The sequence below is a fragment of the Alkanindiges illinoisensis DSM 15370 genome (assembly GCF_000619845.1).
Lineage (GTDB): Bacteria > Pseudomonadota > Gammaproteobacteria > Pseudomonadales > Moraxellaceae > Alkanindiges > Alkanindiges illinoisensis.
This window is the reverse complement of the sequence record NZ_JHUX01000003.1, coordinates 1,285,587-1,300,891: the sequence shown is the minus strand read 5'-3', so window position 1 is coordinate 1,300,891 and position 15,305 is coordinate 1,285,587. Positions and strand designations below refer to the sequence as shown.

Here is a 15,305-nt window from a genome sequence, read left to right as displayed (position 1 = left end):
AACGACAATAGACGCCTGATTTTGAAAGTCGTTTAAAAATCGGTGAACTGTTTCTTCGCTGGATTCATTTAGGTTAATTCATGAAATTTGAAAAACTTGCCCAAACCGGGCGTGCGCGTCGTGGTCGTTTAACATTAAATCATGGCGTGGTGGAAACTCCGGCTTTTATGCCCGTGGGAACTTACGGTACTGTAAAAGGCATGTTGCCGCGTGATATTGAAGACATTGGTGCTCATATTATTTTGGGTAACACCTTTCATTTATGGTTGCGTCCCGGCCTTGAAGTCATCAAGGAGCATGGCGGACTGCATGATTTTGTAAAGTGGGACAAACCGATTCTGACTGATTCAGGTGGTTTTCAGGTATTTAGTCTTGGTGCCATGCGCAAAATCAAGGAAGAGGGCGTAACGTTCCGTTCACCCATTGATGGCTCCAAAATCTTCCTGTCTCCTGAAAAATCCATGGAAATCCAGCGAGTGCTGAATTCCGATATTGTGATGATTTTTGACGAATGCACGCCTTATCCAGCCACTTATAGCGAAGCACAAACTTCCATGCAAATGTCGCTACGCTGGGCCAAGCGCTGTAAGGATGCGTTTGAAGGTAACCCGAATGCACTGTTTGGCATTGTGCAGGGTGGCATGTACCCGGAGCTGCGTCAGCAATCACTGGATGGGCTGACTGAAATTGGCTTTGATGGCTATGCCATTGGTGGCCTGTCGGTTGGCGAGCCAAAAGAGGACATGATCAAGATTCTGGATTACCTGCCAACCAAATTACCGGAAGACAAACCCCGTTACCTGATGGGCGTGGGCAAGCCAGAGGACATTGTAGAAGCAGTACGCCGTGGCGTGGATATGTTTGACTGTGTGATGCCCACCCGCAATGCCCGTAATGGCCATTATTTTATTACTGATGGCATTGTGCGTATTCGCAACAGCCAGTATCGGCATGACATGAAACCACTGGATCCGCACTGCGATTGCTATACCTGCCGCAATTTTACCCGCGCTTATTTGTATCATCTGGACAAATGTGGAGAAATGCTGGGCGCGATGCTGGGTACAATTCATAACTTGCGCTATTACCAGCGTCTCATGCAAATGATCCGTGAATCTATTGAAAACAATGCGTTTGATGAATTTGTCACAGATTTTTATCAGCGTCGCGGATTATCTGTACCGGAAATGGCCGAATAAGGACAATCAGTTACTTAAATCCTAAAATGCTTTTCACATGCATATTAAAATAGCTTCTATGATATGGCCTTTTACACAAGGGCCATATAATGTTGCATTTTAAAATCAAAGACTCTAAAAATGTAGGCTTATTTTTTTTTTATGAAGTTTTATTGATTAAATGTTAAGATATTAGTCTTATCAGAGGAAGGTATAACAAGACGTAAATCACTACGCAGCACCAGATAAACCATTTTGAGGAATTGCAATATGATCGAGGCTGAGTTGCCAAGCAACGAACCTGAACGCCTGTATGCCTTGAATCAGTACCAGATTATGGATACTGAGGATGAAGAGTGCTTTAATGATCTGGTTCAGCTGGCTGCCAGTATTTGCAATGTCCCTATTTCCATTATTAGTTTGCTGGATGACAAGCGAAGCTGGTTCAAGTCGGCACATGGCGTAGAGCGCGGCGCAGAAGTAGACCGCAAGTTTAGTATTTGCAGCCATGCCATCTTGCAGCCAGAAGTTTTTATTGTAGAAGACACCAACCTTGATGAGCGTTTTGTCGATAATCCCACTTTAAATGGTGACCTGAACGTCCGTTTTTATGCGGGTGCGCCGCTAAAAACCAGCGATGGGCATATACTGGGAACACTATGTATTTTGGATTCCAAGCCACGCAAGCTGGAACCGAATCAGATTGAGGCGTTACGCATTCTGGCGCATCAGGTCATGGCGCATCTGGAGCTGCGTAAGTCGCACCGTGTGGTTGAGGATTCCAACGAAAGGCTTAAGGAAATTAATTCCAACAAGGATAAGTTTTTCTCAATTATTGCGCATGACCTGCGTGCGCCTTTTCATGGCATTTTAGGATTTTCCGAAGTACTGGAAACTGAAATCGAAGACCTCGATGAAAAAGGCATTCGGGACATTGCCGGTTATTTGCGTAGTACGGCGCATGCGACATTTCGCTTACTGGAAAACCTGTTGCAGTGGGCCATGTCAGAAGGCGGGGCTATTATTTACCGCCCGCAGGATGTGCAAATTGAACAGGTATTCCAGACTGTATTTGAAGTGCTGGGTGCCATGGCGCAACGAAAAAATGTAGCCATTCATAATGATGCTGATCCCCGGTTAACTGTGCATGTTGACCTGAACATGATGACATCAGTACTGCAAAATCTGACCTCCAATGCAGTCAAGTTTACCCGTAGCGGTGGCCATGTGTATTTGTCAGCGCAAAAAGTAGATGATGAAATTCATATCTCGGTACGTGACACAGGCATCGGCATGCCGGAAGAACAAATCCAAGAATTCTTTATGCGCCAGCAGCCCAAGAGTAACAAGGGAACTGATGGTGAAAAGGGAACCGGACTGGGCTTGCTGCTATGTCGCCAGTTTGTGGAAAAGAACAATGGCCGGATCGAAATTAATTCCAAGCCTAATGAAGGCACTACCTTTACCATTATGATTCCATATAAACCACCGATTTGCTAATCAGCGAGTCGGTAGGGCTCAAATTGCTATATATCAAGTTTCTATATACTGGTCAGCCTTTGTCATAAAAAAATCTAGGCTAAAAAACTGAATTTTTCTTCGCTTTGACCAGCTCAAACTATTGGGTTGGTCAAAGCAATGCTGTTGCAGTGAAGTTCATACAAAAACAGGTTATTGAATTCCATAATTAACCGTAACCACCACACGCGCCATCTTATCAATGGTGGTTGTATTGTATTCGCCGCCATATTCATCAGAACCAGTAGACAATGGGGCATTGATCTGAAATACGCCCTGTGAGGCAGAGCGCATAGTGCCCACTGTTACCTCACCGCTTTTGGCAAATTCCAGCGCCCGGTCATGCGCATTTTTGGTGGCTGCTGCAATCAGGGAGAGTTTAATCCCCTCAATATTGGACACCAGATATTGCGTATCATTGCGCTCAATGCTCAGGCCATTAACAATCATTTGGTTAATCTGCGTGTTTAATTTTTCTGGAATACTGACATCATTAAATACGGCGCCCAGACGCTGCGTGAGTGTATAACCCACAATCCGGTTTTCATTTCCTTGTTCATCACGCTGGTAAACCGGTTCTGACGTCCAGTCGTATTGCTGCAACTGACTGCTATTTATAAGTTTTGAGGCCAGTAACTGGCTTTTAACCTGTGTTACATTTTGCTGAAGCTGGGGCAATGCCTCGCCCACTGTTGCCCCATAGGCTGTAATACTAATACTCCAGAGTGCCCGGTCTGCCTTGATTGCTTTTTCAGCGGTGCCTTTGACGGTAATGCTTTCACGCGAGCTTGCCACCTGCTGAGCACTATGGGCCAAAATCCACGCTGAAACGATAAAACCCAGTGCCAGTAATGCGCCCAGTGTTAAATAGGGCAACAGGGATGAACGATGGCTAGGCTGATTCATGCTTTTTCCTGTAAGGGATTGGTGTTATTCGTGATAAAACGGGATTTAACATTGACTTATGGCAGATATAGCATTCCTTTAGGGTAAGCAACACACTGGCAGGGTGCAGTTTTGTAGTTTTGTAGTTTTGTAGTTTTCATGATTCACTATGAATCATTTACTACACGTAATTCACTGGCAGGACTGATTGGCAGTATTGAGCAGTAATCCTAATGAAGCAAGGAAACAGCATGGCAGATATTCAACAGGCAGATCAATCTGGAATCATAGGGTTGGTTAATTCGGCGCAGTACGAACGTACGCTACTGGCCAGCAATTATGCCCGGCAAGTGATGCATCAGTTGCCGGATGCGTGGATGCAGGATTATGCCATTGACCAGTTTCTACCGGCCTTGACAACCGAACAGATCAACATGTTGGTGCAGCAAATGCTGGATACCTGTACCGAAGAAATCCTGTGGATGAAAAAAGCCCGCCAATTGCGCGCCCGCTTGATGTTGCGCTGGATCTGGCAGGATGCCAATGATTTAACTGACGTGATTCAACTGACCCGTGAGCTCTCTGATTTTGCGGATGCCTGCATTATATCCGCGGTAAAACTGGCCAAACAGCCTTTAATCGCCCGTTATGGAGAGCCGATTGGGGAGGAAAATGGACAGGTTCAGGATTTAATTGTGATTGGCATGGGCAAACTGGGTGCACAGGAGTTAAACCTGTCCAGTGACATTGACCTGATTTTTGCCTTTGATGAAGCAGGGGCCACCAACGGCCGCAAGTCCATTGATAACCAGCAGTTTTGTATTCAATGGGGGCAAAGTGTCATTCGCATGCTGGATCAGGTGACTGCCGATGGCTTTGTGTTCCGGGTGGATATGCGCCTGCGGCCCTGGGGTGATGGCAGTGCGCTGGCCATTAGCCATGCCGCACTGGAGCGTTATCTGGCACAGCATGGCCGTGAGTGGGAGCGCTATGCCTGGATCAAGGCGCGTGGCATTACTGGTGGTAAAGCCGGGCAACTGCTAATGGACATGACCCGGCCTTTTGTATATCGACGTTATGTGGACTACACCGCAATTGCAGCCATGCGTGACATGAAAGCCATGATTGAGCGTGAAGTACAGCGGCGCGATAGTGAAGACGATATCAAGCTGGGCGCTGGCGGTATCCGTGAAATTGAATTTATCGTGCAGGTGTTCCAGCTGATTTATGGTGGCGCACGACGTGAACTGCGGGTTAAGCACTGCCTGATGGCCTTGCAGCGACTAGGCGAGGCAGGCTTAATTGAGCTGGCTGATGTAAACGCCTTGCAGGACAGTTACCTGTTTTTAAGACGCCTGGAACATGCGATTCAGGCTATCGACGACCAGCAAACGCAGCTCCTGCCCATCCAGCCTGAGATTCAGGCACGTATTGCACAAATCCTTCATTTTAAAGACTGGCCAGCGTTTTTGGAACAGCTCCAGCAGGTGCGGCAAGTGGTGAGCCAGCAGTTCGCCCAGTTAATTAATGACCGTTCAGAAAAACTGGAAAACCATAATGATTCAGAATCACTGCTTGCCTTGCAGCAAAAAATTGATCCACCTACATGGCAACTGGTGCAAAACTTCTGGAACAGCAGTGCGATTAAAAAACTGCCCGAAAATGCACGCTTGCGGCTGGATGCCTTTTGGCCTGCACTGATCCGTATTTTATTAAAAAAACAAAAACCACAACTGGCTTTAACGCGGTTAATTCCCCTGATTGAAAGTATTTTAAGGCGCAGTGTGTATCTGGTGATGCTGGTTGAAAATCAGGGTGCCTTGCAGCGTTTGGTTGATATTGTGTCGGTAAGCCCGTGGATTGCTGAAGAGTTAACTCATTATCCGGTGTTGCTGGATGAATTTTTATCCACGGATTTTGAGTTGTCATCCCATCGTGATCTGGAAGATAGCCTGCGCCAGTTGCTGCTGCGGGTAGAGCGGGATGATATTGAAGAACAAATGCGGGTACTGCGCTTATTCAAGAAAAGTCAGGTATTGGCCGTAGCAGCCAGTGATGTGCTGGCCGAGCGTCCCTTAATGAAAGTGTCGGATGCATTGACTGATATTGCCGAAGTGGTGTTGCAGGCCAGTTTGCATCTGGCGCTGGATAGTGTTTATGCGCGGCATGGCTTGCCTAAACGGAGTAATGGCGAAAGCCTGACAATGGACGCTCCCGCGTTTGCGATTGTGGGATATGGCAAGCTGGGCGGTATTGAACTGGGCTATGGCTCAGACCTTGATCTGGTATTTTTACATGATGTGGATGAGCAATCAGATACTGACGGTAAAAAATCTATTAGCGGCATGGAATTTTGTGTCAAGGTAGCGCAGAAATTAATGTCGCTGCTGACGACGCAAACGCTGGATGGGCGTGCCTATGAGGTCGATACCCGGTTGCGGCCATCCGGGCAAGCAGGCGTGCTGGTATCAAGCCTGAATGCCTTTGCGCATTATCAGGAAAAAAGTGCATGGCTTTGGGAGCATCAGGCATTGGTACGGGCACGCAGTATTGCCGGCGATGCACTGGTTAGGCAGCGTTTTGAGCAAATCCGTCACCAGATTCTGACACGTCCGCGAGATGAAGCAATGGTGCGGCAGGAAGTTAAAAACATGCGCCAGAAAATGAAAGATCATTTGGGTTCAAGCAGTGATCAGCAAAAAGCCGGGATTTTTCATTTAAAACAGGACGCAGGTGGTATCGTTGATATTGAATTTATGGCACAGTATGCAGTGCTCGCTTGGAGCGGGACGAATCCCGATCTCGCCCGTTTCTCCGATAATGTACGCATCCTTGATGACACGGCAACAGCAGGCTGCTTATCCCGTAGCGATGCTGATGCCCTGACTGCTGCGTACCTGCGCGAACGTACCGAGAGCCACCGGTTAGCCCTTGCCCAGCAATCCATGCAAGTCCAGGCTGCCGACTGGTTTGAGACCCGCAAGGTCGTTTGCACACTATGGCAACGTTTGATTGATCCAGCCGCTATTGCGGGAATGGATAATTAAATGCTTGTCCTTCTGCATTTTCAAACAAAGGCTTATATCTGGGCTTTTAAAGAATTCTTGTAAAAATTTGGAGTAACAACGCCGTGAGTATGGCTGAACGTGATGGTCTAATTTGGCATGATGGTAAACTGGTTGACTGGCGCGATGCAAAAGTTCATGTGTTAACCCACACCCTGCATTATGGCATGGGCGTGTTTGAAGGCGTGCGTGCCTATGAAACCGAGCAGGGTACCGTCATTTTTAAATTGCGCGAGCATACCCAGCGCCTGCTAAATTCTGCCAAGATTTTCCAAATGAAAGTGACCTATGATCTGGACACACTGATGGAAGCACAAAAAGCAGTTGTGCGGGAAAATAGCCTGAAATCCTGCTATTTGCGTCCGATTGCGTGGATTGGTTCGGAAAAACTGGGCATTGCAGCAAAAAATAATCAGGTACATGTGGCTGTTGCTGCATGGCCGTGGGGTGCCTATCTGGGTGCTGAGGGTATGGAAAAAGGCATCCGTGTCAAAACCTCTTCATTTACCCATCACCAGCCAAACATCACCATGTGTAAAGCCAAAGCGGTGGGTAACTATCCGGTATCAATTCTGGCTAATCAGGAAGTCACTACGGCAGGCTATGACGAAGCCATGCTATTGGACCCGCAGGGCTTTGTTTGTCAGGGCGCAGGTGAAAACGTATTTCTGGTCAAAGATGGCGTACTGCACACACCGGATCTGGCCTGTGGTGGTTTGGATGGTATTACCCGTCAAACCATTATCCAGATTGCTCATGATGAAGGTCTTCAGGTGATTGAGCGTCGCATTACCCGTGACGAATTCTATATTGCCGATGAAGCCTTCTTTACCGGTACGGCTGCAGAAGTCACTCCAATCCGTGAGTATGATGATCGCCCGATTGGTACAGGTGTGCGTGGGCCAATCACTGAAAAACTGCAAAAAATCTTCTTTGATGCAGTGACTGGAAAAGTTGAAAAATACCGTCACTGGTTAACGCCAGTCGCTTAAATCCCTTAAACCTGACCTGTCTGGCTTTGAAACCGGGCAGGTGAGGTTTTTTGGTTTTAAGCAGGTAAAACAGTCATGCAAATCTGGTATATCAGTGATGGCAAGGCAGGCCACCGGGCACAAATGCTGGGCTTGGCTGCTGGCCTTAAACGGCAATCCTGTTCAGTTCATTTGACTGAAATTGCAGTGCAGCAGTTATCCTTACTCACCTTGATGGCCTGCTGGCTTAGTTCCTGGTTATTCAAGCGTTTACCTGCAATTTTGAATCAATTGCCTATGCCTGACCTGATTACTGGCGTAGGTCACCGCACGCACTGGAAAGTGCTTATTATCAAAAAAATTGTGCGCCACAAAAGCCACCATGTGAAGTCGCTGATTTTAATGCAGCCCAGTTTGCCTGTAAGCTGGTTTGACTACCTGATTATTCCCCGCCATGATCATCCGCCTGTCAAGGGTGGCATACTGGTAACAGAAGGCGTATTAAATCCGCTGGTGAATGAGCAGCGCCATCAACCTGGCCGCAACCTGATTTTGATTGGTGGGCCTTCCAAACGGCATGGCTGGTCAGAAGCTGCATTGATTACCCAGTTGCAGCAAGTTGTGCAACAGGTTATGGCTCAGCAACATGCTGATGAACAGTTGATTTTAACTACCTCTCGTCGTACCCCTCCTGAGTTCCTGCAGCAGGAATTTTTAAAACAGCTCAGTGCTGAGCAGTATCCGCAGGTCACTGTGTATCCGGTTGAGCAGACCCCTACAGGCTGGTTATTTGAACAACTGCAACTGGCCAGTGTAGTATGGGTGACTGAAGACAGTGTATCCATGCTCTATGAGGCGCTGACTGCAGGCTGTGAAGTACACCTGATTCAAATGCCACGTCTTAAACAGGATCGAATTACCTGTGCTGTGGATGATCTATTGGCACAAGGGCTGGTCAAGAGCTTAAGTAAAAAGGCCATTGATTCAGGGCATAGGATCACTTTGAATGAAGCGGACCGTGCAGCGCGCTGGCTGATTCACCATTTACAGGGCTAACCACCGAACATGAGCGTCTGGATTGTTTTTTTTATCGTTATTGTTGGCCTAAGCTGGTTTAGCTATCGTTATGCCTGGTGGCGTCCGCATTTAAACTGGAATCGCCCGCGTATCCTGATGTATCACATGGTGCGCGAGCATGTTGCCGGAGCCAAATTTAACAAGTTGCGGGTTACCCCAGCCCAGTTTGAACAACAAGTAAAATGGCTAAGCGAGCAGGGATTTCACTTTGTTACCATGCATCAGCTCTGTGCCAATTGGGGCAAGCATCCGGATAAAACCGTGGCGATTACCTTTGATGATGGTTATGAAGATAACCTAAGTAATGCATTGCCTATCCTAAAAAAATACAATGCCTCAGCTACAATTTATGTGGTGGTTGATCGCCACGAGCGTGACTGGTCCAGTTATAAAAAAGCCCATCATAATAGTGGCGAGTTGGCACGCGAAACCAAGCTGACTGATTTGCAAATCAAGCAACTGGTGGATAGTGGCCTGATTGAAATTGGTTCACACACCTTAACCCATGCCAATCTGGCTGCCATTGATGACCAGCAGCGTCTTAAGGAAATGACCGAATCACGCTATATCTTGCAACAGCAAACCGGACAGGCTATTAACAGCTTTGCTTATCCGTTTGGTATTTATAGCGAAACTGATGTTGAAGCCGCTGATCAGGCAGGTTACCTGACTGCAGTTACAACGGTTGAGGGCGTTGACGAGCTGTTGCCCAAGCCGGATTTTTTGCAGTTAAAACGCATTAAAGTCAGTGGTAAGGATAATATGCTGGCCTTTAAATGCCGCATCCGGACTGGTCAGCGAGGCTTGTAGCATGAATAATCCTGTCATTAAAACTATTCCTAGAATTACAATGGTTATGGCTGGCGATGAAGAAGGTGGACTGGAAAAACATGTGGTTGAGCTGAGCAATGGGCTAGCAGAACGCGGTTATGCAGTAAGTGTCATTGCCCATGCCAAATATCAGCAACGTCTTAGCAAGGACATCCAGTTTCTGGCGGTCGATTTAAGCAAAAGCCGCCGTAATCCGCTGATTTTGTGGCAACTGTATCAAGCCATTAAAAAAAGCCAGCCGGACGTCTTGCATGTTCAGGCCAACAAAGCTGTGAGCATGGTAGCGCCCTTGTTAAAATGGCTGAATATACCTTCAGTTGCTACACTACATAACAAGAAAAACAAGCTCAAGGCTTTTTTACAGTTTGACCGGATTATTACAGTTAGCCAGCAAGTGGCAGCACAGTTTGAACAGCAGGGAGATGTGCGGGTGGTACTAAATGGAGTTGCCATTGATACCCTATCATCCGGTTTTGCTAAACCCGAAAAATCCAGCCAAACCATTCAGGCACTGGCTATTGGCCGCTTAGTGACGGCCAAGGGCTTTGATATTCTTATTGATGCATGGCAGGGTATTAATGCCACGCTGAAAATTGTGGGTGATGGCCCGGACTATCAGGCACTGGCACAGCAAATTCAAGAACTGGGACTGCAAAATAAGATTGAGTTGTTGGGACATCGCGCTGATATTCCAGCCTTACTGGCACAATCTGATGTTTTTATAATTTCCTCACGTAATGAGGGTGGGCCTTATACATTAGCAGAAGCTTTGTTGACCAAAACGCCAGTGCTCTCAACCAATGTGGGTATGGTGGCTGAGGTCCTGCCTCAAGCACTGATTTGCGAAGCTGACAATGTCACAGCCTTGCATGAATTGCTGACAACCTACCTGTCAGATATGCCCACTTTAAATAGCCTGACTCAACCAGTTTATCAGTTTACACAAGATCATTTAAGTTTTAACGCCATGCTGGACAACACTATTGCTGTCTATCAGGAGCTGGGTTTAAGCGTTTTAAAGCAAGGAACGCCACAATAAAAATGACTATAATCAGGCCAGATGCTAAGCCCCTAAAAATAGTTTGGGTGATCAGCGATGGAATTCCGGGGCATTTTAACCAGTCCAAAGGCGTTTTGCTGGCGCTGGAGCAATTATATTCCCTTAAGGTTGAGTGGGTTGAATTGCGCCTGAAAAGCGGAATTTACCGGCGTATTTTAAACTGGTTGCTTAATCACTGGCTAATCAGGCAAACCAAGCCATCAATTGCCCTGTTGCCCTTTTTTTATCGGGGGCAGTTACCCCGCGGAAAACCCGATCTGGTAATTGGTGCAGGTGGAAAAAGTATGTTTGCCGTAGCATGGCTCGGGCAGGCATTTGCTGCAAAGACCATTTTTGCAGGATCGTTGCGCCAGTTAAAGCCTGAACTCTTTAATGCCGTATTGATTCTCGAGCCGAGTATCCAAGCGCCGTTTATTAGTCTGCAAACTTCTCCCATGCCCATTAGCCAGTCGCTGCTCAAACAAGCCGCTGAAACATGGCTGGCTGAAGAGCATCAACACGGACAGTGCCAATCTGAAAAGCCGTTGTGGGCTATGCTGATTGGTGGAGATGGCGCAGGTGCACATTATCAGGATAGTGACTGGTCTAATCTGGCGCTGCAAATGAATGCGCTGGCTGTAGAACATAATATTCAATGGCTTATCACCACATCACGTCGTACTGGTGCCAATGCTGAGCAGATTTTAAGGCAATACTTAAATCCTGTTGATGTATTAGATGCAGTGTGGTGGTCTGAGAAACCCCGTCCTGTAACCTCCAGTTATCTGGGTTTAAGTCAGGTGGTATATTGCACAATAGATTCTATGTCCATGATTATGGAGGCAGTGAGTGCCATGCGTCCGGTCGTGGCAGTGATTCCACAGCATTTTGCGCCCGATCAGAATTTTCAAGATGCGATTAATCGCTTGCAGCAGCAACAACTGGTGGTACAAACCAGTATTTCAACACTTAAAGAAAGTGGCAATAATATTTTGCAGCTCAAGCCTTTAGAGCAGGAGCCGCTTAAAAAATTGGCTGATAAGCTGCAGGTCGCACTAGAAAAATAAATCTAAAAATATAAAAAGTAATTTATTGTGTTTATTTATTCAAGATTTTAAAAACAGAGTCTATTACAATAATCCGATTATTGATTTCGTTAACAATGCAAAAAGATTATGAAGCTATTAATTACTGGGGGCGCTGGCTTTATTGGGTCAGCCGTTATACGCCATATTATTAAAAATACACAAGATCATGTGCTCAATATCGACAAGTTGACCTATGCCGGTAATCTGGAGTCACTCAATTCAGTTTCTACCCATTCCCGATACCAGTTTATTCAGGCTGATATTTGTGATGCTGAACATTTAAAACAAATATTTGCACAGTACCAGCCTGATAGGGTGATGCATCTGGCTGCGGAGTCGCATGTTGACCGTTCCATTTCTGGCCCGGCAGCTTTTATTGAAACCAATATCGTGGGCACCTATCAGCTGCTTGAAGTGGCACGCCAGTACTGGGCAGGTCTGGATCAGGAACGCCAGCAGTCTTTCAGGTTTCATCATATTTCAACAGATGAAGTCTATGGTGATCTGGAAGGAACCACTGACCTGTTTACCGAGCAGACGCCGTATTCGCCCAGTTCACCGTATTCTGCCAGTAAGGCCAGTTCTGACCATTTAGTGCGTGCATGGCACCGGACTTATGGCCTGCCAGTACTGATCACCAATTGTTCCAATAATTATGGCCCGTATCACTTCCCCGAAAAACTGATTCCCCTGATTATCCTTAATGCATTGGAAGGTAAACCACTGCCAGTGTATGGCAAAGGAAACCAGATCAGGGACTGGCTGTATGTCGAGGATCATGCGCGTGCTTTATATAGCGTTGTTACCCAAGGCCAGATTGGTGAAACCTATAATATTGGCGGACATAACGAAAAACAGAATATTGAAGTGGTGCATGCCATTTGTGAGCTGCTGGAAGAACTGGCGCCGAACAAACCACAAGGTATTGTCCACTATAAAGATTTAATTCAGTTCGTGCAGGATCGTCCCGGTCATGATGTGCGTTATGCCATTGATGCCTCAAAAATACAGCAAGACCTCAACTGGACACCAGAAGAAACCTTTGAAAGTGGCTTGCGCAAGACTGTCCAGTGGTATCTGGACAATACAGTCTGGGTGCAGCATGTTAAAAGTGGCGAATACCAGAACTGGATTAGCCAGCAATATAAGGCCGACTGATGAAAATACTTTTATTTGGAAAAAATGGACAAGTTGGCTGGGAGCTGCAACGTGCCTTGGCGCCATTAGGTGAACTGATCGCACTGGATCGACATAGTCAGCTTAGTGCGGAGCAACCAAATGGCCATACAGCGGTTTTATGCGGCGATTTATCAAATATTGATGCAGTTCGTGCAACTATTATTACAGTCAAACCTGATGTTGTCATAAATGCCGCAGCCTATACGGCAGTGGATAAAGCCGAATCAGCAGCACAAGATGCCGATATCATTAATCACTTGGCAGTAAAGGCTATAGCTGAAGCTTGCCAGCAAATCAGTGCATTGCTGGTGCATTATTCCACGGATTATGTGTTTGACGGGCAGGGAACCCAGATACGGCGCGAGGACGATTCTACAGATCCACTCAATGTCTACGGTAAAACCAAGCGTGCAGGTGAGCTGGCTATTCTGGCGAGTGGCTGCCAAACGCTGATTTTTAGGACATCCTGGGTCTATGCCACTCGCGGCAATAATTTTATTAGAACCATGCTGCATCTAGCGCACGAACGTGATGAACTCAGCATCATTAATGATCAAATTGGTGCGCCAACGTCGGCTGCTCTGATTGCGGATGTTACAGCGCATGCTTTAAAAACATATGCCAATGCTCAGGCACCTGCACAGTTATGCGGTATTTATCATTTAACTGCAGCAGGCAGTGTATCCTGGTATGGCTATGCCCAGTTTATTTTTAAGCAAGCGAGTCATTTGGGCTATAACCTGAAAATTAAACAGGTTAATCCAATTGATACCAGTGCTTATCCCACGCCTGCCCAGCGTCCACTGAATTCAAGGTTAAGCCTTGCCAAGCTGGAGCAACAGTTTGGTTTAATGCTGCCACACTGGCAACAGAGTGTATTGCATACTTTACAAGAAATTATTGAAGGGAAAACTGAAAAATGAGCTTAAAGCGCAAAGGTATTATTTTAGCGGGTGGTTCAGGGACCCGCTTACACCCGATTACCATGGGTGTTTCCAAACAGCTACTACCAATTTATGACAAGCCAATGATTTATTATCCGCTGTCAGTACTGATGCTGGCAGGGATACAGGAAATCCTGATTATCTCCACACCGGAAGATCTGCCAAGCTTTGAAAAAATGCTGGGTGATGGTTCTCATTTTGGCATCCAGTTAAGCTATAAGGTACAACCTTCACCTGATGGGCTGGCGCAGGCCTTTTTAATTGGTGAAGAGTTTATCGGGCAGGATGATGTCTGCCTGATTCTGGGTGACAATATTTTCTATGGCCAAAGCTTTAGTACCCAGTTGGCCAGAGCGGCTGCCAGACCGGCGGGGGCAACCGTGTTTGGCTATCATGTCAATGATCCTGAGCGCTTTGGTGTGGTTGAGTTTGACCAGCAGGGACAGGCCATTAGCATTGAGGAAAAACCGCAGCAGCCCAAATCCAGTTATGCGGTCACCGGATTATATTTTTATGACAACAGCGTGGTGGATATTGCACGCCAGATCAAGCCATCTCATCGTGGTGAGCTGGAAATTACTGATGTCAATAATGTGTATCTTGAAAAAGCTGCTTTAAATGTTGAGCTACTGGGCCGTGGTTTTGCATGGCTGGATACCGGTACGCATGATTCGCTGCTTGAAGCTGGTCATTTTGTGCAAACAGTAGAACACCGTCAGGGCTTAAAAATCGCCTGTCTGGAAGAAATTGCATTTAATCAGGGCTGGATTAGTGCTGCACAGCTATTTGACCGGGCGCAATATTTCAAGAAAACAGGCTACGGACAATATTTGCATAAGTTGCATGCGGAGCACCAACCAGCATGAATGTTATAGAAACAAAAATTAAGGATTTGCTCATTCTGGAACCCCGGGTTTTTAGTGATGAGCGCGGCTGGTTTATGGAAAGTTTTAATCAGCAAGCTTTTGAGCAAGCATTAACAGCACGTAATTTAAATGTACCGTCATTTGTACAGGATAATCATTCATTGTCCCACCAAGGCGTATTGCGGGGATTACATTATCAGTTAAACCCACATGCACAAGGTAAGCTGGTTCGTGTGGTTCAGGGCAAAGTATGGGATATGGCTGTTGATATCCGGCAAGGTTCTCAAACCTTTGGACAGTGGGTTGGTGTAGAGTTAAGTGCTGAAAACCACCGTGCTTTCTGGATTCCTGCTGGTTTTGCCCATGGCTTTATTGCCTTGGAAGACAATACGCAGTTCTTATATAAGACCACGGATTATTATGCAAAAGAAGCTGAACGCAGCCTGTTGTGGAATGATACTGATTTATCAATTGACTGGCCTGTCGAAAACAATATTGAAGTGATTGTCAGTGAAAAAGATAAGGAAGCAATGACACTTGCTCAGGCAATGGCAACGCAATCCCTGTTTTAATGGTAAAAATGATATGACAATTTTAACGCAACATCCTGAACTACAATGCTTAAATCCTCAGGAAGAGTTTAGTAAGCGTTTTAGTTTTTGTA

Annotated in this window: 13 protein-coding genes; 12 read left to right on the top strand and 1 reads right to left on the bottom strand. The window is 46.4% G+C overall.

All coding sequences use genetic code 11. The features are described 5' to 3' along the window. Positions 1 to 80: 80 nt before the first annotated feature. Together tgt and Q337_RS0106540 are read left to right on the top strand one after the other, a co-directional pair. The gene (gene tgt / locus Q337_RS0106545; RefSeq protein WP_026470922.1) at positions 81 to 1,199 is read left to right on the top strand and encodes a tRNA guanosine(34) transglycosylase Tgt; all 1,119 of its coding nucleotides are present in this window, start codon (positions 81 to 83) and stop codon (positions 1,197 to 1,199) included. A 249-nt stretch (positions 1,200 to 1,448) separates the two neighbouring features. Further along, a complete protein-coding gene (locus tag Q337_RS0106540; RefSeq protein WP_026470921.1) occupies positions 1,449 to 2,678 on the top strand; it encodes a GAF domain-containing sensor histidine kinase in 1,230 nt (409 codons plus the stop codon). A gap of 171 nt (positions 2,679 to 2,849) precedes the next feature. On the opposite strand, the gene Q337_RS0106535 is transcribed toward Q337_RS0106540, so the two are convergent. Beyond that, positions 2,850 to 3,602 (bottom strand): SIMPL domain-containing protein, encoded by a 753-nt coding sequence (locus Q337_RS0106535; protein ID WP_051526621.1) that lies wholly within the window; start codon positions 3,600 to 3,602, stop codon positions 2,850 to 2,852. Between the two features lie 230 nt (positions 3,603 to 3,832). On the opposite strand from Q337_RS0106535, the gene glnE reads away from it, so the two are divergent. From glnE to rfbC, 10 genes are all read left to right on the top strand, one after another. Beyond that, entirely contained in the window at positions 3,833 to 6,628 is a 2,796-nt protein-coding gene (gene glnE, locus Q337_RS0106530; protein ID WP_051526732.1) for a bifunctional [glutamate--ammonia ligase]-adenylyl-L-tyrosine phosphorylase/[glutamate--ammonia-ligase] adenylyltransferase, read from the top strand. An 83-nt stretch (positions 6,629 to 6,711) separates the two neighbouring features. After that, complete coding sequence (locus Q337_RS0106525; RefSeq protein ID WP_026470918.1) at positions 6,712 to 7,638, top strand: branched-chain amino acid transaminase; 927 nt, start codon at positions 6,712 to 6,714, stop codon at positions 7,636 to 7,638. A 75-nt stretch (positions 7,639 to 7,713) separates the two neighbouring features. After that, positions 7,714 to 8,673, top strand: coding sequence for a mitochondrial fission ELM1 family protein (locus tag Q337_RS0106520; protein WP_026470917.1), 960 nt, complete (start codon positions 7,714 to 7,716; stop codon positions 8,671 to 8,673). Positions 8,674 to 8,682: 9 nt separating this feature from the next. Further along, positions 8,683 to 9,504, top strand: a complete 822-nt coding sequence (locus tag Q337_RS0106515; RefSeq protein ID WP_034279242.1) for a polysaccharide deacetylase family protein — start codon at positions 8,683 to 8,685, stop codon at positions 9,502 to 9,504. A gap of 1 nt (position 9,505) precedes the next feature. Further along, the gene (locus Q337_RS0106510) at positions 9,506 to 10,564 is read left to right on the top strand and encodes a glycosyltransferase (RefSeq protein ID WP_034279241.1); all 1,059 of its coding nucleotides are present in this window, start codon (positions 9,506 to 9,508) and stop codon (positions 10,562 to 10,564) included. Positions 10,565 to 10,566: 2 nt separating this feature from the next. Next, positions 10,567 to 11,631, top strand: coding sequence for an ELM1/GtrOC1 family putative glycosyltransferase (locus Q337_RS0106505; protein ID WP_034279240.1), 1,065 nt, complete (start codon positions 10,567 to 10,569; stop codon positions 11,629 to 11,631). A 108-nt stretch (positions 11,632 to 11,739) separates the two neighbouring features. After that, the gene (rfbB, locus tag Q337_RS0106500) at positions 11,740 to 12,810 is read left to right on the top strand and encodes a dTDP-glucose 4,6-dehydratase (RefSeq protein ID WP_026470913.1); all 1,071 of its coding nucleotides are present in this window, start codon (positions 11,740 to 11,742) and stop codon (positions 12,808 to 12,810) included. Further along, positions 12,810 to 13,754, top strand: a complete 945-nt coding sequence (gene rfbD / locus Q337_RS0106495; RefSeq protein WP_026470912.1) for a dTDP-4-dehydrorhamnose reductase — start codon at positions 12,810 to 12,812, stop codon at positions 13,752 to 13,754. Before rfbB ends, rfbD begins: the two co-directional genes overlap by 1 nt. Then, on the top strand, positions 13,751 to 14,641 hold the full coding sequence (gene rfbA, locus Q337_RS0106490) for a glucose-1-phosphate thymidylyltransferase RfbA (RefSeq protein WP_026470911.1): 891 nt from the start codon (positions 13,751 to 13,753) through the stop codon (positions 14,639 to 14,641). Before rfbD ends, rfbA begins: the two co-directional genes overlap by 4 nt. Beyond that, positions 14,638 to 15,213, top strand: coding sequence for a dTDP-4-dehydrorhamnose 3,5-epimerase (rfbC, locus tag Q337_RS0106485; protein ID WP_026470910.1), 576 nt, complete (start codon positions 14,638 to 14,640; stop codon positions 15,211 to 15,213). Before rfbA ends, rfbC begins: the two co-directional genes overlap by 4 nt. The last annotated feature ends 92 nt before the right edge of the window (positions 15,214 to 15,305 follow it).